This window comes from Caballeronia catudaia, from assembly GCF_001544755.2.
In the GTDB taxonomy this organism is placed as follows: Bacteria; Pseudomonadota; Gammaproteobacteria; order Burkholderiales; family Burkholderiaceae; genus Caballeronia; species Caballeronia catudaia.
Map to the genome: position 1 here is coordinate 42,712 of NZ_FCOF02000004.1, position 26,206 is coordinate 68,917.

Here is a 26,206-nt window from a genome sequence, read left to right on the forward strand (position 1 = left end):
GTGTCGCTGTAAGTCAGTGCGCGTGGAAGATGGGCCGGAAGAGGGCGGCCAGCTCTTCGTACGCATCGAGTGGAAGAACATGCGCGACATATTGATCCGGACGGACCACGACGAGCACGCCCCGTTCGCGATCGATGCCACGCTCGTCGAAGATATCAGTCGCTGCGTCGCTCGTAAATGCCTTCTCGTAGTCGACGAGACCGAAACGTCCCTTGCGCGGCAGCAGAAGCGCGGGGACATCTTCGAGACGGACTTCGCGATGAGGCTGCTGCAGCACCGCACGCACATCGAGCACGCTGTCGATGTCCGCATCCTTTGGCGTGACGAGCCGCAAGATCGAATCGGGCGATGATGCGAGATGCTCGCACCATGCATCGAGCGCACTGCGATTCGCGTCCGCGAAAGCGTACAGACGCCAGCGGCCGTCCGCGCGCGCGGCGTGGCCGAGATGCATTGGCTTCGCATCGGCAAGCCGCACAACGGGCGACGAATGAAAGCGCGTGCCGATCACAAAGCCCTTGGCGAGCGGCTGATGCGTCGCTTCGCCCGTGAGCATGGCCGGACGGTAACGCGTCGCGACGCCCGCCGTATAGCGGCCCGCGCGCACGAAGTACGCCTGAAGCTCGGCGGGATCGACGCCGCCTGCTTCGGGCCGGGCCGGGTCCTTCGGCGGGGCGGCCATCATCGCGGACCATTCCTTGTCGAAATCGATCAACTCCTGCGCGATGGGCTGACGCTCGTCGGAATAGGTGCGCAACAAGGCGGCGTCGCTGCGTCCCTGCAATACCGCGCCGAGCTTCCAGCCGAGATTGAAGCCGTCCTGCATCGACACGTTCATGCCCTGACCGGCTTTCGCGCTATGCGTGTGACACGCGTCGCCGGCGATGAACACGCGAGGCTCGCGCGACGTGCCATCGGCCGTGAGGGCATCGTCGAAGCGGTCGGTCAGACGCTGTCCGACTTCATAGACCGAGAACCATGCGACCTCCTTCACATCGAGCGAATAGGGATGCAGAATCCGTTGCGCCGTCTCGATGATGTGCTCGACCGAAGTCTGCTTGAGGCCGTCGCGATTCTCGGGCGAGACCTCGCCGAGATCGACATAGAAACGCACGAGATAGCCGCCTTCGCGTGGAATGATGAGCAGATTGCCTTTGCTCGCGGACTGAATCGCCGCCTTCAGCCGGATGTCGGGGAAGTCGGTGACGGCGAGCGCATCCATGACGCCCCACGCGTGGTTGGCAGCATCGCCGCGCAGCGTTTGCCCGATGGCGGTACGCACGCGACTGCGCGCGCCGTCGCAACCGACGACATAGCGCGCGCGCACGGTCACATGCTCGTCGAGCCGCGCGGCATCGGTGCGGCGCATCGTGACGCGCACCGGATAGTCGCCGGCATCGTCGCGTTGCACGTCGATAACTTCGAGATCGTAGTCCGGTTCGAGCCGCTGCGCGGAGCGGCGCATGACACCGAGCAGATAGTCCTGCACGCGCGCCTGATTGACGATGACATGCGGAAACTCCGACATGCCTGTTTCGGTATCCTGAACACGTCCGGTGCGTTTGATGGCGCCGCGATCCTGCGCGTCGGGACGCCAGAACACCGTTTCATTGACCCAATACGCTTCGCGCATCAGGCGGTCGCTGAGCCCGAACGCATTGAACATTTCGACTGTGCGGCACGCGACGCCATCGGCCTGTCCCATCAACAACGGTCCCGCGCGGCGCTCGATGATGCGCGTTTCGATCCCTTCAAATTGTGATAGCTGCGCCGCGAGCACGAGTCCGGCAGGACCACTCCCGACGATGAGCACGTCCACCGTATCGGGCATTTCGGTGCGGGGCGCGCCGTCGACCGCGGGCTCGATCATCGGATCGCCAACTCGGAAACCGTTGAGATGAAACTGCATGATGTCTTCCTCCATTCGATGCACGTCAGTGTGACGATAAATATACTCCGTACACCAACCATTTTCCAAGAATTTCGTAGGGACGTGATGTTTACCCCTAATTTCAGGCATTCGTGTCGAGACCGTTGTCGTACCAAATGACGGGACGCGATACATTCTGCCCGCCACGGGTGCAAGCCAGAGCGGCCCGGTCGAATGACGGATTAAATTCGTTTGGAAGTAGGCGCCTAATTCAGCGGGAGTTCATTTCGGCGCGACTCGAATGAACTACTTATTTTTTAGCCGGGAAATTGGCGATATAGTGGGCCGAATCGCGAGCTTAGCGAACCAATGTTCAGCCGATGCCTGATCTAATACCGGGCGTCATGATGCCGTTTTTAACGTAAAACATTCCTCTGAACAGGTGCCCGTCATGAAAGCGTTCGTCTCCTTCCTCGCGGCATCCGCGCTCTGTGTCGTCCCGATGGCAGTCAGCGCCCAGCAAACCGTTCACATTGGTGTTTCGGCGCCGCTTACCGGCCTGGGCGCGGCCAATGGCAAGGACATTGAAAACGGCGTGCGCCTGGCTGTGGAGGAGGCGAACGCGCAACAGATCAAGATCCAGGGCCAGCCGGTCAAATTCGAACTCACATCCGTCGATGATCAGGGCGACCCGCGCATCGGCGTTCAAGTCGCGCAGAAGCTCGTCGACGATGGCGTTGTAGCCGTGGTCGGCTATTACAACTCGGGTGTCGCGCTTCCCTCGGCGCCGATCTTCGCGCGCGCGGGCATTCCGCTCATCGATCCGGCGGCGACGAATCCGGCTATCACCCGCCAGGGCTTGAACAATGTGTTCCGCATCATCGCGACCGATACGCAGAACTCGGGTAACGCGGGCACGTATGCCGTGAAGGTCACGAAGGCGAAGCGGATCGCCGTGATGGATGATCGGACAGCCTTCGGACAGGGCGCGGTCGAAGAGTTCAAGAAGGCCGTGCAAGCGGCCGGTGGCCAGGTGGTGGCCGAGGAATATACGACCGATAAAGCCGTCGAGTTCAACGCCCAACTGACGAACATAAAGGCGGCCAACGCGGACCTTCTGTACTTCGGCGGGCTCGACGGCCAGGCAGGATTAATCGTCAAGCGCATGAAGCAGCTTGGCATACACGCGCAGTTCGTCGGAAGCGGCGGAATAGCCGATAGCGTGTTCATCAGTTCGGCGGGAAATGCGGCCGAAGGCGCGATGGCATGGGAGTACGGCCGGCCCGTCGATTCATTGCCCGAAGGTCGTGCGTTCGCGGAAAAATTCAAGAAACGCTTCGGCGCGGAGACGCTGACGTATGCGCCGTTCGCCTATGACTGCGCCTGGCTCGCCATCACGGCAATGAAGCAGGCGAACTCCGTCACGCCTGCCACGTTCATGCAGACACTCCGCACGATGAAATACGACGGCATCACCGGGCATATTTCATTCGACAAATACGGAGATCTGAATAACCCCACGTCGACGCTTTATCAGGTCAAGTCGATGAAGTGGCAGCCGGTGACGACGATCGGAGCGGAGAAGTAAGAAAGGACGCCTGGCGACCCGTTCGAACGTTTGCGTGTCCATGCGCCCATGCGTCGGGTGAGCGACGTTCGTGTGGTCGCGTGCCGCGAGGAATCGGTGCATCGTCGGCAGTATATGCGTCCTCGCACATACGCCGCCTAAAATTTGCCACACGAACATAAAACACACTGTTAATCTGCACTCCGCAACATGAATTCGTGCAGATATCTTTATCGCGATTCGCCCTCTAAAAAAATAAGACGAAAGCATTCGACTCCGGAAATCTTACGGTTCGAATAAATCAGTAGCGCGAATGGGCGCCATCGGTTTTCATGTGAACTCGTAAGTCGAAGGCCCGCCTTCCAGCATCGAGCGCGCGGCATCCGAATCGGCCGCTCATGGACCGGCCAACATCTCACGCATCGTGGCGGCAGGGATCACTTGGAGAACAGGCATGCACCGAGACGGAACATCGCTCGATTACGGCTATCCCGATGAAGATCCGCCATCGAATTTCGCAAACTATCTCGACATAATCTATGACAACCGGAAAATGATCGCGGTGGTTATCACGATCGTGCTCGCCCTTGGCGCCGCATATGCGATTCTGGCGCAGCGGATCTACCGCGCGGACATACTCGTGCAAATTGAACAGAGCGCCAATGGCGAGACGGCGAACAACGTTTTGGGCGATGCGTCCGCTATGTTCGATACCAAGACCGCCGCATCGGGCGAGGCCCAGGTGATCGGCTCGCGCTCGGTGGTGGGGCACGTGGTGGACTCGATGCATCTGTTCATCGAGGCGTCGCCGCGTTACTTCCCGGTCATCGGACGCTGGCTCGCACAGCATGCGGATGGCCTGTCTACACCGGGTCCCTACGGCTATGTTTCGGGCACGGAACGAATCGATGTCTCGCGGTTCGATGTGCCGCGGCAGTTGTACGGCCGTCGATTTGTGCTGACGAAAGAGCAGGGGCGTAACTATGAATTGCGCTATGGCGACATCAAATTGCACGGGATAGCGGGCGAAGTATTGCAAGCAACGACGATCTACGGTCCAGTCACCTTGGTCGTCGATAGCGTTGACGCGAAGGATGGCGCGACCTTCGACCTACGGCGCTCTTCGCCTCTCGCCACCACGGAAAAGCTGCGCAAGAACCTGGCGATCGCGGAAGAGGGGAAGGCGTCGAACGTTATCAGCGTTTCGTTGATGGGCCCCGATCCCCAAAAGATCAGTGCAGTGCTGGGGGCCATCGGCGCGGAGTATGTCAGCCAGAACATGCGACGTAAATCCGAGGAAGCCGAGCGCTCGATCGGATTTCTTCAGCTCCAGTTGCCGGAGCTGAAGCAGCAATTGGAGAGTTCGGAAAGCCGCTTCAATAGCTATCGTGCGACTCACGGCACCGTCGATCTCGGTGAGGAAGCAACGAACCTGCTCCAGCGTTCGGTCTTGGCGCAGACGAGGCTCGTGGAGCTCGAACAGAAACGCGGTGAGTTGCTGGCCAATGTCACCGAAGATCATCCTGCGGTACGTTCCATCGATGCGCAGCTACAGGTTGCGCGGCGCGAAGCGGATGAAGTCGGCGATGCGACGCGCATGCGGCCTCCACTGGAGCAGAACGTCATTCGCCTTCAACGCGACGTGACGGTGGGCACCGAGCTCTACACCACATTGCGCAACACGCTCGAACAGCTCAGGCTGGTGAAGGCGGGAAAGGCGGGTAATGTTCGTATCATCGATACCGCGGCGGTGCCCGAAGAGCCGGTCTGGCCCAAACCCCTGCGCGTTATTGCTGCGTCGTTAATGCTGGGCCTCTTTCTTGGCATCGTGACATCGTTGACGCGCGTGCTCCTGTTCGACGCGATCGACGATCCGCACGAGGTCGAGTTGCGCACCGGACTGCCGGTCTACGCGAGCGTCCCGTACAGTCGACGAGAGGAAAAGCTCGGGCACATCCGCCGTAGCTCGGGAATACACCGCTCGATTCTGGCGAATGAATCCAAAGGCGATCACGCGATAGAGAGCCTGCGCGGCTTACGCACGGCGTTGGAGGTTGCGATGCTCGAAGCGCGCAACCGGGTAGTGCTCATTACCGGCCCGACGCGAGGCGTCGGCAAAACCTTCATCGCGCTGAACCTCGCCGTAGTCATCGGTGCGTCGGGCAAGCGCGTGCTGCTCGTCGATGCCGATATGCGAGGAGGGTTTCTTCATCGCCATATCGGTGGCGATTGCAGTCCGGGGCTTTCCGACCTGATAAACGGAGCTCTCGGGCGCAGCGAGGTGATCCGGTCGACGACCATGCCGGGCGTCGATTTTCTTCCGGTCGGGCGTCTGGTTTCGAGTCCAAGCGATGTGCTCTCGCACCCCAACCTGCAAGCGCTGCTTGGCCAGCTCTGCGTAGCGTACGACGTGATTCTCATGGATGCGCCGCCGATCCTTCCCGCCGCCGACGCATCGCAGCTGGCATGTCTGTCGGGTACGACACTGCTCGTTGCGCGACAAGGCATTACGGGGCTCGGCGAACTGCGCGAGTCGATACGGCAGTTCAGAAAACTTGGCGTTACGGTCCGTGGCGTCATCGTCAACGGGATGAGGCTGCGGCCCGGCCGCTACAGCCACGATTACGGACGTTACCGTTATTCGAGCTACGTTTACAAGCGGCGCGGGGCTGAAATAGCGCGATAAGCACTTCTTCTCTCATTTTTCCGGACAATCACATGGCAACGCATTCGGCCACGGCGAGACCGAGAATAGTGAAGTTTATTTTCTGGGCAACCGTGGTCGTTGCTCTTCTGTATTCTTCGTACCGCTATCCGTTTCAGATCAATGCCAGCGGCACTAGCCCAACTTACACGGACACGCCGCCGCTATTGCAGGCGGGCAAATATCTGATTCTTGTCATGGCATGCGTCGTGATGGCGCTCGTAGCAGGCGGATTCTACGTTTCCCGGCGTAAATTGGGCTTTGTCGCGCTATACCTTGCGATATCCGTTTATCCTCTGATTCACTTCATGTTCGATAAAGACCCCAAGCACCTGACCTTTTCTATCATTGCGATGGTCGCTCTTTTTATTTCAGTGTCGGTGCGCAGGGTGGATTTGAAGTCAGTCGATGCCTTCATGACTTTTACGTTATATGCCTCACTGATTGTCGATGTCATACAGGTGGTGCTATTTTTTTCGGTCGGGCGACTACCTGCTCTGGCCTATTCAGATTCACTATCCGTCAGGTTCGGCAGTTTTCTGGACGACCCGAATGGTTTTGGAGCGCTATTGTTTCTTCTGCTGGGGTATGCGTATTGTTCACCACGAACGATGGTAAATCGCCTCTGCCTGCTCGGAGTGATATTATCGATCATCTTTACGCAATCTTTGACTGCTATCGGCTTTCTGGTTCTCTTGTTTATCGTGTGGGGACTCGTTAATTATTTTAAGACGTCGTTGATCATTGTGGCGATGGCTTGCCTTCCTTTGATCTTTCCATTTCTGTTCGAAGGTTCCAGACTGGGTACCCGCGGTCTGGATGCTGTCCTTACGTCGAAGCAGGCCAGTTCTGACGATCATTTCTCTTCCTTTACGGTGGACAACCTGGCAGACCCTTCTGTATGGGTTTTGGGGGGCGATGGTTACTCGTCGTCAGAGTCCTGGTGGGTGGGCTCATTCAGCAACTATGGTTTGATATGGACAGTGTCTCTGTTGTTCATGTTTTGTGCGTTCGTGTGGCGTCTGTACGTTCTCAGCCGGAAAGCAAGTTCCCAAAGATTCAGGCGCCTTGTCTGGAGCACACTGCTGTTTTCGATTTACGTCGTCGTGGCGTCGTTGAATCTTCCGTTTCCGGCCGTATTTCCCATCAATTTCATATTCATGCTGTTTCTCTGTCTTTTTATGCTCGAGAAACTGCAGGATAGAGTAGCTGAGAACTCCGGAGGAGCCAGGTATGGGTGAACTATCTACACCTGCGGAGCCTATTGCGCCGGCGAATGAGTCAATGCGTTTATGAAAAGGTTATGGCATTGGTTCCCGGTCGCGGCGCTCGCGTGCAGCAATAGCCTCACCGCCGACCGCACCGCCGTGCCCCGCAACAGCGCGAAGCCAGTCGCGCAGATATTGGCGGTGCAAGACGTGGCACCCTCGCAGCAAGACGACGAACGGGTCCCGTCGGCTTCTGGCGTCGGCCTTGTCGGCTATCAAACGGCTGCGGCAAACGCGATCGCGGCGAAGGTCTCGGAGAAATTCGGCTCGAGCGTCGAATGCCATGCCGATTTCGCGGCTGATAATACCGGCGCGACCGACGCGACTGCAGCGCTCAACAATTGCTTTGCCACAGGCGGCAAGGTCCGCCTGATGGCCGGCACATATAAGATCTCGTCCTATCTGCTGGTGCCGGCCAATACGTTTATCACGGGCGACGGGCCGGCCAGCACGATCATTCGACTATTGGCGGATGTTCCACTGTATGTGCCATGGGGGAGCGCCGATCAGGGTCAAATTGTGCTGATCAACGGCGACAATGCCGGTGTATTCAACCTGCAGATCGACGCGGGCGGCTATAAGGGCTGTGGCATAGCCATCTGGCAATTCGCAAATAACTTTATCGGCGGTAATCATATCTGGAACTGCGGGAGCAGCGCACAGGGCATTCTGCAAACGTTCTCGAGCTATCAGTACGTCTATAACAACTATATCTTTGACACGCAACATGGTATGGAAGTGTGGCAGGTCACTCACGGCCAATACACCGACAACGTAATCGATACGACTTCGGAGGGCGGCTATTTCGAAACCGATAGTGAAGCTTTGACTGTCACCGGTAACGTTATTTCTAATAGCGGAGATGTCGGACTCGACGCCGAAGGGGGCGTCGATGTGCTTCTCGCGGGTAATACCGTACGCAGCGCTCAGTTCGGTGAGATGAGTTACTTCGCCAATGGCACGGGATCTGGCCGCATTCCGCGCAACGTGGTGTTCTCGAACAATGTGGCTTATCGCACGGCCACTTATCTCGCGGGCGCAGCACAGACGATGAAAGAGACGAGCACAGAAGCTGGCGGCATCATGCTGGCAAGTTCGACCAACGGTCAAACGGGCATCGTGTTCAGCAAGAACACGGTCTACGCGACGGGGCGTACGGCGCTGTGGGCGCACGATCAAGGCGCTGGCGTGCAGACGGGCTTTCAGATCGTCGACAACAATCTCACGAGCGACGACAGACTCTTCACTTTCTACCGCGCGCGGGGCGCCATCATCAAGGGCAATTATCTGCACGGCTTGTCGGGAGCCGAGGTTCATCAGGGAGAATGGAAGAATCCGGATGGCGGCGCATTCGTGAACAACACGTTCGCCTATGACGTCGCGAAAACCACCAACTATGCGCTGTTCTATTACACGGACACGGCGATCACCGCGAACCCGGTCATCGCAGGAAACTCGTGCCTTAACTGTGGTGCATACGTGTTCAAACGTGATCTGTACGATTCCGGCGCGGCGGCGATCGATTACAGTAATGCGTTCGTGGGCAAATGACAGCACGTCGTGAAGGTCAGTAAGGGATTACAGAAATTTTGCTAATTTATGTTATGTAAAGTAAGACGTGGAAATCTCCTAGCTGGCGGCACTGCCCGGCACCCCAGCCCGCGCTCAAAAATCACATGCGGCCGTAACAATCGTCCAGACGCACGATGTCCTCGCCGAGCCTGATTGAACCTCGATGATTTCCAGCTCAAGCGATGCGGCGGCAAGACGGCGCGCGCGATATGTCGGGGCTCGCGATCATGATTGAGGGTTCCACACTCGTGCTATGCAATTGGCGAACTCGTCGGCGAATCGTCTTCACTTAATTCGCCCGCCACTAAACGATTGCAGTCCTCACAAATTATCGCGAGATACTCCATTTGGACCGTATCCCAGGTAATGTCATCAACCGGTTCGGAAAGCGTGGCCAGATAGGCCCGGTGAAAATTCGTCCTGTCCACAGGCAACCGACAAACGGCACAATTCGCGACCCGGTCCGGACCCGGACGGGTAACCGGTATTTTCTCGCGGATCATCACCCCGTCCAGACGAGCTTCCAGACACGCGCGAGAACAGTAGCATTCAATGCCACGCAAGTCTTGATTCTCGACATAAGGCACGCGTTCCTCGAAGTGCAAACGACATCGCTCGTGAACAATTTCGTACACTCCGTCGCGAAAAATAGTATGACAATGGAAGCATTCGAAATTGTCTGAGAATACGGGTTCCACGGCATTCTCCAATTCGTTAGTCTACCTTATCGTATTGCTGGCGAGGCCATGCCGAGAACCAACTGACGACACCGTGCGGTACATCTTCAGAAATTCAGCCGGAGCAAAAGGGATCGCCCCATGTGTCTCAACGCGGGAGACGTGACCAGAGACCAGGCGAGGTCCGCGAGAATCAGCAGCGCGCCGGCGGCGAACGTAAGCAAATGACTCTCGAAAGAACTGGTCAGCCACAGGCAAACGAGCAGGAAGGCGGCATGGGCGAACATTCCTCGTAGCGACGACCATAAAGGAACGCGCGCCAATCGCAAAAGAACCACGAAATCGAGCGAAACTCTCAAGACGTTCGCCACGGCCGCGCCCATCAGTCCGAATTGTTGAATGGCAACCCAGAGAATGGCCACATAGACCGAAAGCTGCAGGACGCAGGCCTGCGCTGCCCGTGCCGCGCTGACGTGAGATTGGACGAGTACGCGCCAGATGTCCGCCTGTCCGGCGATCCACATGGTGAAGATCAATACCCGCGCGAACGGCGTCGCGACCGCAGCTATATCGTGTCCTACCCAGATCTGCAGGAATGGCCCAACGGCAAGCATCGCGGCCATCACAATCGGCGTATAGACTGCGCCGAGAAATTGGCTCGACTCCTGCATGAGCACGCCCGCGGCCTCGCGATCGACCGCCGACAGCCGGGGAAACAGCACGCGCTCAAGCGCCATCGCCACGATGTTAAGGCGTGTAACGAGGTTCTTCGGCACCGAGTAGACGGCGACGAGCCGTGCGCCAAGGGCGGACCCGATCAGCAAGCGATCGATGGACTCGGAAATCATCGACGTTACGGTGGCGACAAACATCCATCCTCCGAAACCGAACAATCCCTTTATCACCTCGCGCCGCGGTCCCATAACGCCAGCGATGTTCAACACGCGCGAAGACTGCCACGCGAGTTGCCCAGCGGTTATCAGCCGCATGGCAATCGCGGCGACCAGCACGTTCTGCAACGTCGGACTTATGACGAAGGCGACACTGAGCGGAATCACCTGAAACAAGATCGTGCCGATCGTCTGCGTCGTGTTGAATGCGCCGAATCGCTCGGCGCCGGTCAGGGCCGCGCCGAAAGCACAACTTACATTCGCGATTGGAACCGACAGTGCGAGCCAGGGAAGCCCGCTCTCTATTTCGTGTCTCAACCCGGTGTCTACATTGGTGCAGCAGGACGTATAGAGGAATCCGGCCGCATATACCGCGATGCCGATCAATGCTCCGGTCGCAAGGTTCACCCAGGTCACGCTCCAGAAGACTTCCGCGCAGGCGCGCGAATCGCCCGTCGAATACGCTTTGGAAATGCGGTTTTGTGCCGCCACGCTCATCGTGAAGCCCAGAATGCCGAAGTAATCGATCAGAATCCATACGAGGGCGACGATTCCATATCGCTCGAGCCCTAGCGTATGGATATAGGCAGGTACCGTTGCGAGCGAGACGAACGCCGGCGCGATGAGTCCGGCGAAATTGATGACGATGTTTTTGACGATGACTTTTTCCATGGCGTAAGTTCGGCTTTTCTATTGTTGTCCCCGCCGGTTCAAACGCATGTCTCCGGCATTCGCCATGTATAAGTTTCGCGAGGATGGCCTCAAACCCAATTCCGCAATGTAGATCTCGCACCCTCTTCCCCGCTAATCAGGCGCGGGGCAAGGGCGGCGTGCCCTGCTCCTTTCGGCGCGCCGCTACCGCGTGAGGTCCGACCGTTCATCCAGTTCCATGAGCACGGCCTCGATCTTCCTCGCAACATCTTCCCACTTGAAGTCCCGCGCACGGGCAATGCCCTTTTCACCCATCACACGGCGTAGCTCCGTGTTTCCCGAGACGCGCCGGATGGCCTGCGCGATTTGCGGCGCGGACAGTGGATCGACCATGATCGCGACATCTCGCGCAATTTCCGGCATCGCTGTGCAATTCGATGTTATGACCGGCGTCCCGCATGCCATGCTTTCGACGATCGGCAGCCCGAAACCCTCATACAGCGAAGGGAACAGCAAGGCTTGCGCTCCCCGATACAGCGCCGCGAGCTCTTCCTCCGATAGCCGGCCCATGAACTTGACCCGGTCCCTCGCCCCAAGAACCTCCAGATACGACAGGATCTCTGCGGAAGGAACACCGACGAACAGCAACTTGACCCGATCGCCGAGGCACGCGTCAACGAACGCCTGGATCGTCTTTTTGTTGTTCTTGTGCCCCTTTCCGTTCGATATGCCGAGGAAATAGGTATCGTCGCCTTCCAGCGCGAAGCGTGGGCCGTCTTGCGTGAACGCGTCCGACACGCCATTGCCCACGACTCTTATCTTTGTTGGGCTGACGCCTGTGAATGTCGCCAGTCTTTGCTTCGAGAACTCGGAGACGGTAAGCACCGCGCTGGCGCGGCGGCAAACCCTCCTTAGAATCACTTCGCAATAGATCTTCTTCAGAAGCCAGAACGAACTCGGCACATCCACGTGAATAAGGTCATGCACTACCAGCACACCCCGTCCGCGGTAGAACAAAGGATAGCTATATCCCGGAGAAAAAAAGATGGTCCCGGTTTTCGGAGCCAGCTTCACGCTGAGATACAGCCAGTCGAACGGAGAAGCTGGATTGCCGTGGAGCTCGGCTTGAGTGAGCCGCAGGGAGTTCGACACTTCGGTTGCGAATCGGCCGATTCCGTGCATGCCTTTCCATCGGCCGTCAAAGATCACTCCTTCCATGGCTGCTCCTAGCATTCATTAGACCGACCGTTTGCGCCGGACCGAAGACGAATCTCTCCCGGATCACCCGCCTCGCGCCGCGACTACGTCCGTATTGAGACGGATGTACTTATCGACCCAGCTCTCTATGTTCAGAAAAGCAGGCGCCGACGCTTTGGCGGCGCGTCCCATGCATTCAAGGTCCTCTTGCCCGCGACGGAAACGGGCCATGATCGTACCCAGCTCGCCCTGATTGTTCGGCTCGAAGATGCGCCCATTCTTTCCGTCCTCGATCATTTCCGGAATTCCACCTCGTCTCGCGGCAATGACGGGCAAGCCAAATGCAAACGCTTCTGGCACGACCATGCCGAGTGCCTCTTCGCACAGGCTCGGCACGACCAGAACGTCGATTTGCGGAAAGAAATCGGCTTGCTTCTGATAACCCAGAAATCGTATTTGCGGGCTCGAATAGCGACGCTTGAGCTCCGTCTCGTATCGGGCTTGCCCGGTTCCCGCAATCCAAAGTTCCGAGCCCGGATCGTTCATCGACAGGAATTCATCGATCAAAAAAGCGATGCCCTTGGCTGGACTGAGGTGGCCGATGTAGCCGAATACGAACTTCCGATTTGCCTTCGCCTGCCTTTGAAACGGCTCGATGTCGATCAGGCGAAGATCCCGCGCGTTGTGAATGGCTACGCGATGCTTCGCCCGGGCAAAATAGCCCGCAGCGAGATGCCGGTCGAGTACGAACTGGCTGACGCCAACAACCGCATCGGCATTGTTCGACATGGACTTGTGCGCGACACGGAAAACCTTGCAACTCATGCACTGAGTTGCGCAGCTATGACCGTTGCGGAACATGTTGGAGTTGGGGCACATGAAGTTCGCGCTGTGCAGCACCTGCACCGTCGGAATGCCAAGCGACTTGCTGATTGTCAGCACCACCGCAGACCAGCCCTCTATGGCATGCACGTTCACCGCGTCTGGACGCTCGTCCTTCAATATGTCTTTCGCAATCGAAAGCATTCGCAGGTTCACCGAATCCATTGCATGCCAGATAGCTTTCTTCCACGGTTCGCGCGTGTCTTTAGTCCCATGCCAATAAATGTTCTTGATCGGCACTCGGATAACCGGAACGTCGTTCACCAGATCCCGCTCGATGTCGCCTTTCTCCTTCGTGGTGAGCACCAGCACCTCATGGCCACGATTCCGAATGCCCTCCGCGAGCGTTTGCAACACGATCTCCGCTCCACCAGTAATTGCGGGCGGATAAAGTCCGCTAACGAACGCGATCTTCATGATGTCCGCCCTCGTGTCTCAGTCGCTCGTCTCAGGACAGCGCTCATCATCAGGCTTTCCTCGTAATCTTCAGTTCGTAGCTCTCTGCGGAGTAACGATATCTGCCGTACCCGTAGCTCCTGCGTCCCGACCGAAGCTTCAGACCGTTGACGACGACGCCCTGCGTAGACAGACCGATCCGTTCGAGTCGGCGGATAGACTCACGTAATTCACCGACACCTGTCACGCCCTGTTGCGCCACAAGGAAGGTCGTAGCGGCAAGACTTGCCAACTGCAAAGCTGCGTCGGTCGGAAGAATGGGCGCCGCATCGAGAAGCACGACGTCATATCCGACACCCAGTCGCTCGATGAGGTCATGAGCCTTCGGGCGCGCGAACAGATCGCTCGGACTCGGAAAACGCGTGCCGGAGGAAACAAAATCGACACCGGCGCACACATCACGATGAATGATGTCGCGGGGGACACAAGATCCGTTTAGCAAGTCGGACAAGCCCGGTCCTGGATTCACAACGAAATGCCGGCCGAGGTCGCCTCGATGCAGGTCGGCATCGACCAGCAAGACGCGCTTGCCCGTAGCGCCCAGAATCGCAGCGAGATTCGATGTTACGAACGATTTGCCAATGCCCGGCGTCGGTCCTGTGATGAGCACGAGGTTATTTCGCGCTCCGGTGAGCGCGCGTACCATCGCGGTCCGGAACCCGCGAATGCTTTCTATTGCGGGATCGATAACCGGCGAGGTCGCCAGCAGGCCGCCCTTGGACTTCGGCGAGCGGATCGCTCTTGTGAGGCGAGCCTCATGCGGGCTATACGGAACGGTCGCGTACACCGGCACTCCGATATTCTCTTCGATCTCGGACGGCTCGTTGACCGCGTCGAAAAGCTGTTTGCGTGTCAATGCAACAAGAACGCCGGATATCAGGCCAAGGAACAGTGCGACGCCCATGACGAGCAGCGGCCTGGGCCAGAACGGTTGGTCGGGGACCATGGCGGAATCGACGAGCCGGGCGTTACCGAGCTTTCCTGCCTTGACCACGCGAAGCTGCTCATAAGTATTCAGCAGTGACATGTACAAGTTGCTATTGACCTGGACATCGCGCTGCAGCCGCAAAATGTCTTGCTCCATCGGCGGCAGCCTGCGCGATTGACTCGCAATCGATTCGAGCTCCTTCTGCGCCACCTGCAACTGCGAATCGACTGAGCGTACGGCCGGATGGTCGCTCCTGTAGAGCGCAAGCAAGTCATTGCGCTTCTGTTCGAGCTCGACGCGCCTTCTTTGTGTCTCGACGGCGCGTTTCAGCAGACTTCCGGCTTCTTCGCCCAGGTTCACTGTTCCGTGGCTCGCACGATATTCATTGAATCGTGCCTCGGCCACTTCGACCCGTTGTTTCAATTCAGGAAGTTGCGCCTCCAGGAATTTGATGGAGCGTGCGGCTTCTTCCGACTTTCGCTCGATACCCTGCTCGATATAGGTGTTCGCAACCGCGTTCAGAATAGCCGCGGCCTTGATAGGATCGACGTCGTCCAGCGATGCCTTGATGACATTCGATTCCTTGCCTATGTCGCTGATGGACAGCTTCTTGCGCAACGACTCGATCGTCGCCACAGGCGAGTTGCGCGTGAGATCGAAGGTCGCGCCCGGATTTGCATCGATCTCGTCGACACGCAATTCGATCGGTCCGAACGGTGTTTTGGCCTCGGTGGTGTGTCCAATCACCCCCCGAAATCTGAACTCCCGGAACGATACTTCATACATTCTGCTATCAAGCTTCTTGAGCTTGAACTTCCGGCCGTAGAACTGCGACGGCGTATCGAACAGTCCAACCTCGATGTGCTCCGCCCCCCAGACATAACCGCGCGGACCCGGCGTGGAGATAGTGTCGCTAAGCCTTGCGATCTGCCGGCCGATTACAGGGAAGTAGCGCGGCGTCGCCTCGATGCCCAGCTTGAGCTTGTTCACAGCCTGCGCAATGACGAGCCGCGAGCCGAGCACTTCCATCTCACCCGGCGAATCCGCATTGACGTCGAACATAGACGAGACGTCGCTCAATATGTTCTTGGGGCGGCTCGTGCCATCAGGTTTCTGAAATTGAATGAGAATATCGGCGCGGTAGACCGGTGTCGACAGGAACGTGTACGCTGCCGCGATCAACAGTACCGATCCGGTCACAACAGCGATCAGCTTCTTGCTATCGAATATTGCGTCGAGATGCACGCCGATATGCGATGGCTGACTTCCGCCCGCACCAGTTATACTCATAACGTCGATTTCCTTTTTCATGCTTTCCCCATCGCGCGCAACATTGATCCAATCAGCTACGTCGCAAAAAACCGCATGATTCGACTCGACTTCTTATCGTCCATCAACGTCGAATATCTGGATATCGGCGCTTCGCATCCGCTCTGTGTCGTTTGGAGACGAACGGTGATACTTCAGTACGCCCCATCTTTTTCGAAGACAACTTTAAAGGTACGTAAAAGAATGGATACATCGAGCAACACGGATCGCTCTTTGACATAGGAAACATCAAGCGAGACCCTGGTCGCATAGTCGACATCGTTCCGCCCGCTGACCTGCCATAGTCCTGTCATGCCTGGTTTCACCATCAGGTAGTAACGTGCGTCCTGGCCATACCGTGGCAGTTCTTTGTCGACGACGGGTCGCGGACCTACCAAGCTCATGTCGCCGCGAAGCACGTTCCAAAGTTGCGGAAGCTCATCAAGACTCGTGCGACGCAGAATCCGGCCGATGGGCGTGATCCTGATATCGTTTCTGAGTTTGAAGTCACGATTCCATTCCTCGCGAGCTTGAGGGTTTTTCGCAAGGAAGTCCGTCAGCACTGCATCGGCATTGTTGATCATCGAGCGAAACTTCAGGCACCTGAAGGTTCGACCGCCCCGTCCGATGCGTTGATGACCAAAGATCGCGTGTCCTCCATCGCTCAATACGATCAATCCGATTCCTATGAGAATCGGAAGTAAAACAACCAGCAAGGTCGAGGAACCGAGGATGTCTATGGTCCGTTTGGCGATGTCGCTCACCGTGGCCCCTTCGCCCGCAGTGCCGGAAGCACAATTTTCGTGGGGGATCTGCCAGGCTATCGTCTGGTGGGAGGCGTCCGATGGTATCGCTTCTTTATCGCCCGTGTGTTCAGGCTGGTCATTCATAGAGGAGCCAATTGAATTCCGGCCAGCCGATTCCAAAGGATTCGAGCCCAAACGGCTTTCGTGAAGGGCATCGAACGACTCGCTTTCGTCTGACACTGGTTGCCATACTTTGCTGACTAAGGCCATCGCTGTCCCCGGTTCAAAGTCACCTGACAATTGCAACTGCGTTTGCGCATTCAAGTCAGAAATGAGGCATGTTCGACGACATCGTCGTGGAAGACGTTGAGCGTTGAGGCCTCGGCCCCCCGCCCGAAGATGACGGTCGTCACGACGCGGACAGAGCGCGTCAGTGTCTCCGTTGTGAAGCGATGACCTATGCCTCAAACGGTGGTGCGTTGCGCATCGACATCGAGATCGCCCACGAATCCCTTCAGTCGTTTGACGGCCGGCTATCATGGCGCGCGTCATCTCGAATAATCGTAGTCCTGATTAACTCTCGAAATAACTTCGACACGCACGCAAGTTTGACTGCCTTAGCCCGTCGCTCCGACCCGACACTCGCGAAACCCGAGTGTCGGCGGCAAAAAGCCGAACTCCACCTGCTGAACAGGTTCAATCAAGAAAGCACTCGGAAACGACGTTGAGATACGATCGATCGCGCTCACCAGGCTATGACCCATGAATCGAGCCGGACCGATCCGCGGTCATGCGTTCCGAATGGGTATCTACGCGAGCTATCGTTGTTGCACCTAGGATACTTCATCGAAAATAAAATTCTCGCCAACTCCTTGGTCAATCCTGCCAACCATTCAATGCACGTCGCTGACAGAGTATGATCTACCGAGGACGCCGAACATGCTTCTGCGGACGACGTGCACGGGTCACTGATAGCGTGCACCTTCTGGCAACATCACCCGCCCAGCTTTCGCCTCGAATTCAAGCGTGTGTGAATTCCACCTATTTTCCCTAATCATCATTTTGTCTCATCCACTTCATTCAACGGATTTGTGCGGAACCGGACCTTCGAAGAGCGTCTCACTTCGTCCGATCTTCTATTGATCGTCCTGATCTCTAGGCGCTCTTGATCGCGCGACGCACAGCGCGCACCCGAAAACTCCCAACACCACACCCAATATGAAGCATAGGAGATGGGTAAAAATGCTCATTAAAGATCTCTCTAATTGAATGCCAAGAATCTTGTCTGATCCGGAAGCGGTAGCGTCGCTCTTGCCCGCCAGAATCGTGGTCGCATAGGGTATGCGGAGGGGACAATTGCGGCTGGCTCCTCAACCGGCGTACTTTAGCTCGAACCCTTCCGCTACCGTTACCCCAAAGAAGGGGGGCAGCGTGCAGAGCGTAACGCCGTGTTCCTGAGGTCGGCCTGAATTCCACGCGCGTAGATTATAAGCCCGCACCCGCCCGGCCCAACGCGCCGTGAAAGACGGCGGCTTGGCATGTATCAACAGAGAGAGACTTCGACGAGGGTGACCACCGGCGGGCCAATGCTCCTAATAGGCACGCTCGGGCGGTGATTTAGAGTGGAGATGAAAGTATCCGAACGCTTTTACCAGGAAAGTAAGTCCCGTCCGGGCCCAAGACACTGTTGGCACAACACTTACCTGGCGCGCGGCACTAGCTTCTTTCAAGCGAGTGACGGGCCCGTGATTCGAGCGAAACCGGACCCTGAAACATACGCTAATCGCACGCGCCCTAGTCCCGTCCCATGACCAACACGTCCGGCGTGAGCCGCGAAATCAGACGACCGGGCGAGTCCTCGGAAAACGGGACCACCCAGTCGACGCACGATAACGCCGACACCATGCGCATACGCGTCGAAAGAGGATGGACCGGACGTCGCACTCCTTTGAGACGTTGGACGGAAGCGTCGTCATTGACGGCTACGATCAGCTTGTCCCCTAACGCCCGCGCTTTTTGCAGGGCATCGATGTGGTCAGGAAGAAGAATATCGAAACATCCATTCGTCATGACGATACGCTCGCCTCTTGTTCGAGCGCCGCTTACCTGACTGAGCAGATTATCTTCTTCAAAAATGCCTCCGGCGGCGAACGCTGCTTCACGGTTGAGCGCTTGCTGAAGCTCGATCGGACTGGCCGTGGCGGTACCCAATTTCGTTACGACCACACCTGCCGCAATGTTGGCGAGCGCGACGCATTCGGGAAGTGCTACGCCGGCCCCCAGTGCGGCGCTGAGCGTGGCGACGACCGTATCGCCAGCCCCCGTCACGTCATACACTTCGCGCGCCCGCGTCGGCAAATGCAGCGGAGCGAGGCCGCGAGCGAGCAATGTCATTCCGTTCTCGCTGCGCGTAACGAGCACTGCCTCGAGGTCAAGCGCGTTGCGCAGTGCCTCGCCCTTGCGTTCAATATCGGCTTCGTTCTCGCAACGCCCGACTACCGCCTCGAATTCCGACAGGTTCGGCGTAATGACAGTGGCGCCATGGTAGCGCTTGAAATCCGTCCCTTTTGGGTCGACGATAATAGCCTTTCCAGCCTCCCGAGCGGCGGAAATGAGATCCGCTGACCGGCGCAATGCACCCTTTGAATAGTCCGACAGAACGACCGCGTTGACGTCGCTGAGTTGTCGCTCAAAGGCAAGCTTCAACTCAGCGAAATTCCAATTCAGAAACTGATCTTCGAAGTCCGCTCTTATCAACTGTTGATGGCGAGAAAGAATGCGAAGCTTTGTAATCGTGCGACTACCCTCGACGCGCTGCAACAGACATTCGACGCCACCGGCCTCCAGCATCTCTTCGAGTTGATCGGCCTGAGCGTCCTGCCCAGCAAGGCCCAGAAGACGAGTGTGTGCGCCGAGGACGGCTGCGTTCAATGCTACGTTGCCAGCGCCCCCGATCCTCGTCTCGTCCATTTGGACATGGACCACGGGAACAGGCGCTTCCGGTGAAATGCGAAGCGCCGGTCCGTGCCAGTATCGATCGAGCATGACATCGCCGACTACCAGGACGTGAGCTTGCGAAAAATCGGGGAGTGTGAGCAGTGGCGGCTGATCCCTTGTCTGCGGCATGTTCATGACTGCTCCACAGAGTGCGCCAGTCCGAGCGCCACTTCCACGGCACCGCAAATCGTGTGACCGATGAGGATGTGTGCTTCCTGAATACGTGCAGTGACGGACGACGGAACAATAATGCTCATGTCGCAGAGCTTCGCCAACTTCCCGCCCTCACGACCGAGGAGACCAATCGTATGAATGCCCATTTCTTTTGCATATTCCACCGCGCGCAATACATTCGCTGAATTGCCAGAAGTTGAAATACCGATCAGGGTATCGCCCTTGCGTCCAAGTGCAGCAATCTGTCTGCTGAAGACGTCATCGAAGGAATAGTCGTTACTGATGCAGGTAAGCGCGGAGGTGTCCGTGGAAAGTGCCAGCGCAGGCAGCGGTCGGCGATCCTTGATGAACCGTCCGGTGAATTCGGCTGCCAAGTGCTGGCTATCGGCCGCTGAACCTCCGTTTCCGCACAGCATCAACTTCCCGTCATGGCGCATGGAAGTGGCAATGATGTCGATCGCTGCCCCGATCTCTTCGTTCAGACTCGCCAGCCTAGAGATCATCGCAGCGTGCTCGTCTAGATTTGCCAGAAAAATACTTGACATTTGGACTCCCGCTAATACCCGTTAAATAATGGAGTATTCGAGACGCAAGGCATTGACCACTGCATCAACGCTTATTTTGTCCATCAGATACTCCGGCTTCTTCGGATACTCAAACCCCAAGTTCAGGTACATGCCCCCCTCTCTCTCCGATACGGCAAGAACACCTCTCTCTTTCGACACAGGCCCCCATCGCAAGGGATTGGTAGGGCCGTGCAAACTGATCATCGGGGTGTCCAGCATCGCGGATAGATGCATGATTCCGGTGTTCACGCAGACTACGCAAGCCGCACGATTTATAATCTCTGCAATCCCCAGGAAACCGAACTTCGCCGCGGCATTGATCACCTGCCCACCGCCAATCTGCCTTCGCAAGTCCTCGGCGCGATCAGAGTCACCGGGGCCACCGGTGATCACAACCGTATAACCCTTCTCAATGAGTGTCCCAGCGAGGTTGCACCAATAATTGAGCGGCCATTCCCGCATGGCACTGTTGGTACCCGACGCCCACGGATGAAAGACGACATACCTTTCGCTCGCAATACGCGGTGCCTCCGCTGCCTGAACGTCATTGGTGATCCGTGGAGATTCTCGCGACTCAACCCCCAACGGGCGCAACAGTTTCCTGAAATTGTCAACTTCATGCACATTACTATCGTGCTCGACACAAGCATCATAGGCATAGTGACGAAATTGCGAACGCGTCTTGAACCCGATCGTAAATTTCGACCTCGTGAGCGCAGCCAATATTGCCGATATTCTGGGCCATTGAGAGGTATCGATCAGGATGTCGACCTCGAACTCCCTCACCCGTCGAATCGCCATGAAGGGGTTCGTCACTGGAACGATGACAATTCTATCGAAGCCCTTGAACAACTCGTATATTCCGGCATTACTTCTTGAAGCAAATACGACAACCTTCGAGACATTTGAAAGCCGTCTTATCTCGGATATCAAAAACGACGATAGAATGGAATCGCCTATCGCGGCGAACGCGAAAATCCCTACCGTAGAGTAATCGGACGGGACGCTCCTTTTCTTAAATATCGCACCCAATACGTAGAGAAAGGCTCCTCCCAGAAAGAGATCGACCTTCTTCAACAGGCCCTGCCCGCGCTCGCTTTTCATGTCCCCCCCGAGTGGGTTTTCAGCATGGCAATGCAATGCACCGCGCTCGCCAGCCCTCGATCCCTGATCAGAATTGTGGTGAATTTCCGGAAAAGTTGTGGGCATGGCGCAGGTATCGCAGGAACACCGGAATGCCCGTCAGTTGCGCCGCAAACCACCACACGGCAGCATCGTCGTCTATGACGATCGTTTTGAGACGATACGGATCGCTGCGGCTATCGTTCCATCCAAGATTGCAAGTGCGCGCCGTTTTGAAACCGGCTGCTTTCACGAACCGGATTTCGCGTTCGGTGAAATTGCCATTCGGATACGCAAAATGTTCACATTCGGTGCCGAGCATGGATTCGAGTTCCGACTTGCCAACCGAGATTTCCTCTTCGCAGTCGCGATCGTCGCAACGGGTCAAGATCGGATGAAAGCGCGTATGTGCCTGAAAATCAACGAACGGGCGCATCGTCTCGATCTGCGCCGTTGTCAGGCCCGTTCCTTCTCCCTCGTGCGCCTGCTGATACCCGTATTTTCCAAGCTCGGCGAGGCGCTCGACATTGCTCAGTCGCTTGAGTCTTTCGATGCCGGCTAGTTTGGCGGCGGGATGAAGCCACCAGTGCATGGTGGGTCGACCGACGAATTGGCTGCAGAGAAAAAGTGTTGGACGCACATTATGTTTGATGAACACCGGCAACAAGTCCGCGTTCCCCACTGCGCCGTCATCGAGTGTGATCGCGGCCCGAGGCCGCCCATTTCCTGGCGAAGCCACCTGACTAAGCGGGACAAAATCGCAAAAGGATTTCAAATATGTCAGATGGTCATCCAGCGTGTCGGGTCTGGGATCGTGATATAGAAGAACCGCGACGCGGTCGCGCCATAGGAGTTGCCGCAATGCGCGGTCGAACCTGAACGTCGTAATGCCGCGCGCCAGTACTCTTTGTAAGGTTCTCTTAGCAATCATGTTGTTCTCGTTCCGTCGTGAAAGGCTAGCGTAGTTCCGCACCGCGGCAACCGCCCCTCGATAATGCGTGTCAGCTTATGCTTCCCGCTCGTTTCCGGGCGCGATATTCGGTAGGCGACATGGAGAACTGCTTTCTGAACAATTTCGATAGCCGCTCCCCACTGCTAAGACCGGTTCGTCGAGCGATCTTGTCAATGGGAAGCTCGCTGTTCGCCAGTAGTTCGCAACTGAGTTTCAGGCGCGCATTCAATAAGTACTGTGAGGGCGTAAGCCCCATCTGACGCTTGAAATGGCGAGAGAAGTTTCGCCCACTCATCGCGGCAGTGTGCGCAGCGTCGATTACCGAAACCGGTTTGCCGCAATTGCGCTCCAACCAGCGAGCGGATTCCTGCGTTTTCTCAGCGGCGGTCGGCGTGCCTATCTCGCTCAACATAATAGAGAGATGTTGATTATCGAGAAGACGTTCGGCGGCCGACGATGCGATACCGTAGCCGAGATCTCGCTTTAGCCGGCGCAGCGCATACATCAAGGCATAGATGCGCTCGTCCCTGGGTCGAGTGGGGCAATCCTGCGCGAACACATCGCGTCCGAGCGCAGCACACGTTTCGCATGACAGACCTGCGGCCGTCAGGAGCGCATGCCCGCTGCCCAGCGCACTTATGGCGGCGCTTTCGGAGCAGATCGTTTTCAGCAATCCAATTAGCGCATCGTCTGACGACGCGTCAGTCACTCCGGGTCCGCCAGCAATATACAACGCTTCGAAAGCGTCCGATCGTTGTGCGTCCAATCGTTCTGTGCAAATGCGGATGGACGACGAGCAGGCGACTATTCCTCCGCGGGCCGACATGATCGAGGCTCTATAGGATAGACGCTGCCCTTTCGTTGTCTCTTGCAATTCGTTTGCGATGTGTAGTGTTTCTATCAGCGTGCCGACCCCGACAAGAGAAAACCCTTCATATATGACGATTCCAATATGCTTCACTACTGGTCCGCCGAACGTTTCCAATTCACTGCCTAAGTCTGCATCGGAATAGGGGATAGCGTGAGACATAGCCGTGAATTCCTCTTAGGTTCTTCTTAATGGCGGAAGTGTCCATCAGCCCATGTCCCTTCGAACGGACAAGGGGGATGCGGCCCATCACTACATCGTGGCGGAATAGATCAGGAATCTGTCCGAAAGGGACAGTCCGATACTGCATCGCCGCCGGATTGAGGTGTTGCATGACAGATCAATCTCATCGGCAGATAGGGCTGGTTATCTTCCTCCGTTGAACCGATATAAAGCAGACCCACTAGCGTTCACGTTTGACTGCAGTGCTAACGAACGTACGAAAACGGAATGCGTTGACATCAAATATATTTACCCGTTCGACGACATGGACTGCTAAACGAATGAAATGGGGACTTCGTACTTTTTATTGCTGTGCGCAAGCGAAAGCCTAGTCCAAAACCGACGGGTTCGGTACCGTCGATACGCGGATATGTGGCGTAACGCACGGTTCTTTCTACCGTCTGGCATACCTTTTGTCAGGTGAGAAAAGTTTCTGCGGACTCTGAAGAAGAATAAATACCATTCAGGACAGCAAATGAACTTTATTATCAACAACGCACTTGTCCGTGTAACGCGCTCGCATATCTTCTGACCGCGACCCCTTCCGCCCCCGAGCTTGAAAAAGAACGGCAGTGCTGATCATCTTGAATCTCAGTCACGATACTTCGCTGCGCCCTATTGAGCCATTTGCGTCCGTCAATAGTTCTGTCGACTCTGTGTCCGGAATTCGGTGGGCGACATCGAGAACTCCTTGCGGAACAGCTTGGACAGCCGCTCTCCGTTGCTTAGGCCGGTGCTGCGAGCGATCTTGTCCACCGGAAGCTCACTGCTCGCGAGCAGCTTGCATGTCAGGTCGAGTCGCGCGCGAAGGAGATACCTCGATGGCGTGACACCGATTTCCCGCTTAAAAAGGCGCACGAAATTACGCTCGCTCATCGAAGACATCCGCGCAGCATCGACCACGGATATCGGTTTCGCGCAGTTCTGCAGGAGCCAGCGCGCCGATGCACTGACCTTTTTCGCGAGCGTCGCCGTCTGCGTCTCCTCGAAATCGGCGGCCAGGGCGATGTCTGCGCCCGAGCCAACGCGGTCGGCCACGCGCACCGCCATTTCGCGACCCAAGTCCTTCTTCAGGAGTGCGAGCGAGCTCATCAATGCCTGATCGGGAATGGGAGCCGGTCGCGATCCGATGAAAGGCTCCCCTTTCGCCGGAAGCAAGTTAGTTTGCCGCACGCCGGCGGCCGACAACAACACGTTCCCGTTGCCGATCGCCGTGATGGTGGCGCTCTTGGCACAGAGCCTGCGCAGCAGGTCGATGAAGGACGCGTCGGCCGAGGCCCGTGCAACGCCATTTCCGCCGGCAACGAACAGTGTGTCGAGCCGGTCGAACGCCTGGGCTCCCGGCTGCTCGGTCCAAACCGACATCGATGATGAACAGGAAACCGTACCGCCATGCGCCGAGATCAGATTCACGCGATAAGTCAATCCGCCCTTCGAACCTTCGCACTGCAACTCATTGGCAACGTGAAGTGCTTCTGCGAGCATGCCGGCAGCGAGCAGCGGAAATCCGTCGTACAAAACAATGCCGACATCTTTGACGGTGCCTGTGTGCTGCATCAGTCGAATGTCGTTGCACGGGCCGGTCACACTTTCGATAGAAGGTGGAGTTGACATGACGAAGCCTCCAATTCAATTCTTTCTTAATTGTTGGTGTGGGATGCTCAAGTCGCCAGCAACCCTCGATAGCGCGTCACATGCTTCCACCTGTAAGAATACAGGCTAGAAAAAATTGCGTCGATAGTATCGATTAAATAGACATCCATATGAAAAAACGCCCGATGCGGATCGGGCGTTGTATAAATCGCACGTTCGCATAACGCACGCGAACGCGCTGCCGAGGATGGATGACTGCCAGTTGATTTGATCTTATGCTAAGAGCCATCCCAGTTTGGCGCACGATTGATTGAGATAACGCGTGATCGCCCCAGAGACGAATGGCACGCCAAAGCCACGGAGTGCGAACTAATTTCTTGGATCTCTCGCTGAGAACTAGGATAGGGGTTGCTGCCTCTCGCGGTTCGGCCGAGGAACCGTATTCAATCGGGAGAATGGCTGGAGCGACTCGGGAAAAAACAGGGATCCGAATCCAGACCTCTACACGCCCCAAGCACCACGTCAAAAAAATTTCACCCAAAATCTCCCACAGGGCGAAACTTTCCCCTATAATTCGCGCCTTCTGTAGGCTCGTAGCTCAGCTGGTTAGAGCACCACCTTGACATGGTGGGGGTCGTTGGTTCGAGTCCAATCGAGCCTACCAACGCATATATGTTCAAACGCACCGCCGCGATTTCTATCGCCGCGGTGCGTTTTCATTCGCGCGCGGGTTTCAACCGGCGCGTCGACTCAGTCCCAGCAATTTCGGAACGCCACAGCGACGATCACCGGCACGGTGAGCACGAGCGGAATGGCGAAGTAAGGGATTTCCAGGTGGACAATCCACGTGTAGATCAGCCAGCCGACGCCCAGCACGAGCGTGGCCAGCCCGATAAGCGCCGTCAGCACGTTGAGCATGCGCGGCGACATCCGTTTAGCAGGGACTTCTTTGCTCGAAGGAGTTTCCATGGCGGCGGGCGCATTCGAGCGCGAGAC

General features: G+C 56.9%; 18 protein-coding genes and 1 tRNA gene. 5 read left to right on the plus strand and 14 right to left on the minus strand.

Going from position 1 to position 26,206, the window contains the following annotated elements; all coding sequences use genetic code 11:
- Nucleotides 1-13: 13 nt before the first annotated feature.
- Nucleotides 14-1,909: an FAD-binding monooxygenase gene (locus AWB75_RS05660; RefSeq protein WP_061123308.1), complete on the minus strand. Its 1,896-nt coding sequence runs from the start codon at nt 1,907-1,909 to the stop codon at nt 14-16.
- Nucleotides 1,910-2,321: 412 nt separating this feature from the next.
- On the opposite strand from AWB75_RS05660, the gene AWB75_RS05665 reads away from it, so the two are divergent.
- From AWB75_RS05665 to AWB75_RS05680, 4 genes are all read left to right on the plus strand, one after another.
- The gene (locus AWB75_RS05665; protein WP_061123106.1) at nt 2,322-3,458 is read left to right on the plus strand and encodes a branched-chain amino acid ABC transporter substrate-binding protein; all 1,137 of its coding nucleotides are present in this window, start codon (nt 2,322-2,324) and stop codon (nt 3,456-3,458) included.
- 433 nt (nt 3,459-3,891) lie between these two features.
- Entirely contained in the window at nt 3,892-6,123 is a 2,232-nt protein-coding gene (locus AWB75_RS05670; protein ID WP_061123107.1) for a GNVR domain-containing protein, read from the plus strand.
- Nucleotides 6,124-6,155: 32 nt separating this feature from the next.
- On the plus strand, nt 6,156-7,382 hold the full coding sequence (locus AWB75_RS05675; RefSeq protein WP_061123108.1) for a hypothetical protein: 1,227 nt from the start codon (nt 6,156-6,158) through the stop codon (nt 7,380-7,382).
- Nucleotides 7,383-7,433: 51 nt separating this feature from the next.
- Nucleotides 7,434-8,960, plus strand: coding sequence for a right-handed parallel beta-helix repeat-containing protein (locus AWB75_RS05680; RefSeq protein WP_061123109.1), 1,527 nt, complete (start codon nt 7,434-7,436; stop codon nt 8,958-8,960).
- A 272-nt stretch (nt 8,961-9,232) separates the two neighbouring features.
- Here the strand turns inward: AWB75_RS05680 and AWB75_RS36925 are convergent, their stop codons facing one another.
- The 12 genes from AWB75_RS36925 to AWB75_RS05735 form a co-directional block, all read right to left on the minus strand.
- Nucleotides 9,233-9,679 (minus strand): hypothetical protein, encoded by a 447-nt coding sequence (locus AWB75_RS36925; protein ID WP_143746403.1) that lies wholly within the window; start codon nt 9,677-9,679, stop codon nt 9,233-9,235.
- An 86-nt stretch (nt 9,680-9,765) separates the two neighbouring features.
- Nucleotides 9,766-11,220 carry an oligosaccharide flippase family protein gene (locus tag AWB75_RS05685; RefSeq protein ID WP_061123110.1) on the minus strand — a complete coding sequence of 485 codons (1,455 nt, stop codon included), beginning with the start codon at nt 11,218-11,220 and terminating at the stop codon, nt 9,766-9,768.
- A 183-nt stretch (nt 11,221-11,403) separates the two neighbouring features.
- Nucleotides 11,404-12,417 carry a glycosyltransferase family 4 protein gene (locus AWB75_RS05690; protein WP_159462768.1) on the minus strand — a complete coding sequence of 338 codons (1,014 nt, stop codon included), beginning with the start codon at nt 12,415-12,417 and terminating at the stop codon, nt 11,404-11,406.
- A 63-nt stretch (nt 12,418-12,480) separates the two neighbouring features.
- The gene (locus AWB75_RS05695; protein WP_061123112.1) at nt 12,481-13,695 is read right to left on the minus strand and encodes a glycosyltransferase family 4 protein; all 1,215 of its coding nucleotides are present in this window, start codon (nt 13,693-13,695) and stop codon (nt 12,481-12,483) included.
- Between the two features lie 49 nt (nt 13,696-13,744).
- A complete protein-coding gene (locus AWB75_RS05700; protein ID WP_061123113.1) occupies nt 13,745-15,973 on the minus strand; it encodes a GNVR domain-containing protein in 2,229 nt (742 codons plus the stop codon).
- Nucleotides 15,974-16,125: 152 nt separating this feature from the next.
- Nucleotides 16,126-16,986, minus strand: a complete 861-nt coding sequence (locus tag AWB75_RS05705) for a sugar transferase (protein ID WP_061123114.1) — start codon at nt 16,984-16,986, stop codon at nt 16,126-16,128.
- A gap of 1,524 nt (nt 16,987-18,510) precedes the next feature.
- On the minus strand, nt 18,511-19,848 hold the full coding sequence (gene hldE, locus AWB75_RS05710) for a bifunctional D-glycero-beta-D-manno-heptose-7-phosphate kinase/D-glycero-beta-D-manno-heptose 1-phosphate adenylyltransferase HldE (protein ID WP_200822930.1): 1,338 nt from the start codon (nt 19,846-19,848) through the stop codon (nt 18,511-18,513).
- Nucleotides 19,845-20,432: a D-sedoheptulose 7-phosphate isomerase gene (gmhA, locus tag AWB75_RS05715; RefSeq protein WP_087086492.1), complete on the minus strand. Its 588-nt coding sequence runs from the start codon at nt 20,430-20,432 to the stop codon at nt 19,845-19,847. The genes hldE and gmhA overlap by 4 nt, the downstream gene beginning before the upstream one ends.
- A gap of 21 nt (nt 20,433-20,453) precedes the next feature.
- The gene (locus AWB75_RS05720; protein WP_235011999.1) at nt 20,454-21,662 is read right to left on the minus strand and encodes a glycosyltransferase family 9 protein; all 1,209 of its coding nucleotides are present in this window, start codon (nt 21,660-21,662) and stop codon (nt 20,454-20,456) included.
- Complete coding sequence (locus AWB75_RS05725; RefSeq protein ID WP_061123117.1) at nt 21,625-22,506, minus strand: polysaccharide deacetylase family protein; 882 nt, start codon at nt 22,504-22,506, stop codon at nt 21,625-21,627. The genes AWB75_RS05720 and AWB75_RS05725 overlap by 38 nt, the downstream gene beginning before the upstream one ends.
- Nucleotides 22,507-22,576: 70 nt before the next feature.
- Entirely contained in the window at nt 22,577-23,557 is a 981-nt protein-coding gene (locus AWB75_RS05730) for a GlxA family transcriptional regulator (protein ID WP_061123118.1), read from the minus strand.
- Nucleotides 23,558-24,253: 696 nt separating this feature from the next.
- Complete coding sequence (locus AWB75_RS05735) at nt 24,254-25,231, minus strand: GlxA family transcriptional regulator (protein ID WP_087086493.1); 978 nt, start codon at nt 25,229-25,231, stop codon at nt 24,254-24,256.
- A 566-nt stretch (nt 25,232-25,797) separates the two neighbouring features.
- Between AWB75_RS05735 and AWB75_RS05740 the strand changes: the two genes are divergently transcribed.
- Nucleotides 25,798-25,874, plus strand: a tRNA-Val gene (locus tag AWB75_RS05740).
- Between the two features lie 86 nt (nt 25,875-25,960).
- Here the strand turns inward: AWB75_RS05740 and AWB75_RS05745 are convergent.
- Nucleotides 25,961-26,128 (minus strand): hypothetical protein, encoded by a 168-nt coding sequence (locus tag AWB75_RS05745; RefSeq protein WP_407642125.1) that lies wholly within the window; start codon nt 26,126-26,128, stop codon nt 25,961-25,963.
- Between the last annotated feature and the right edge of the window lie 78 nt (nt 26,129-26,206).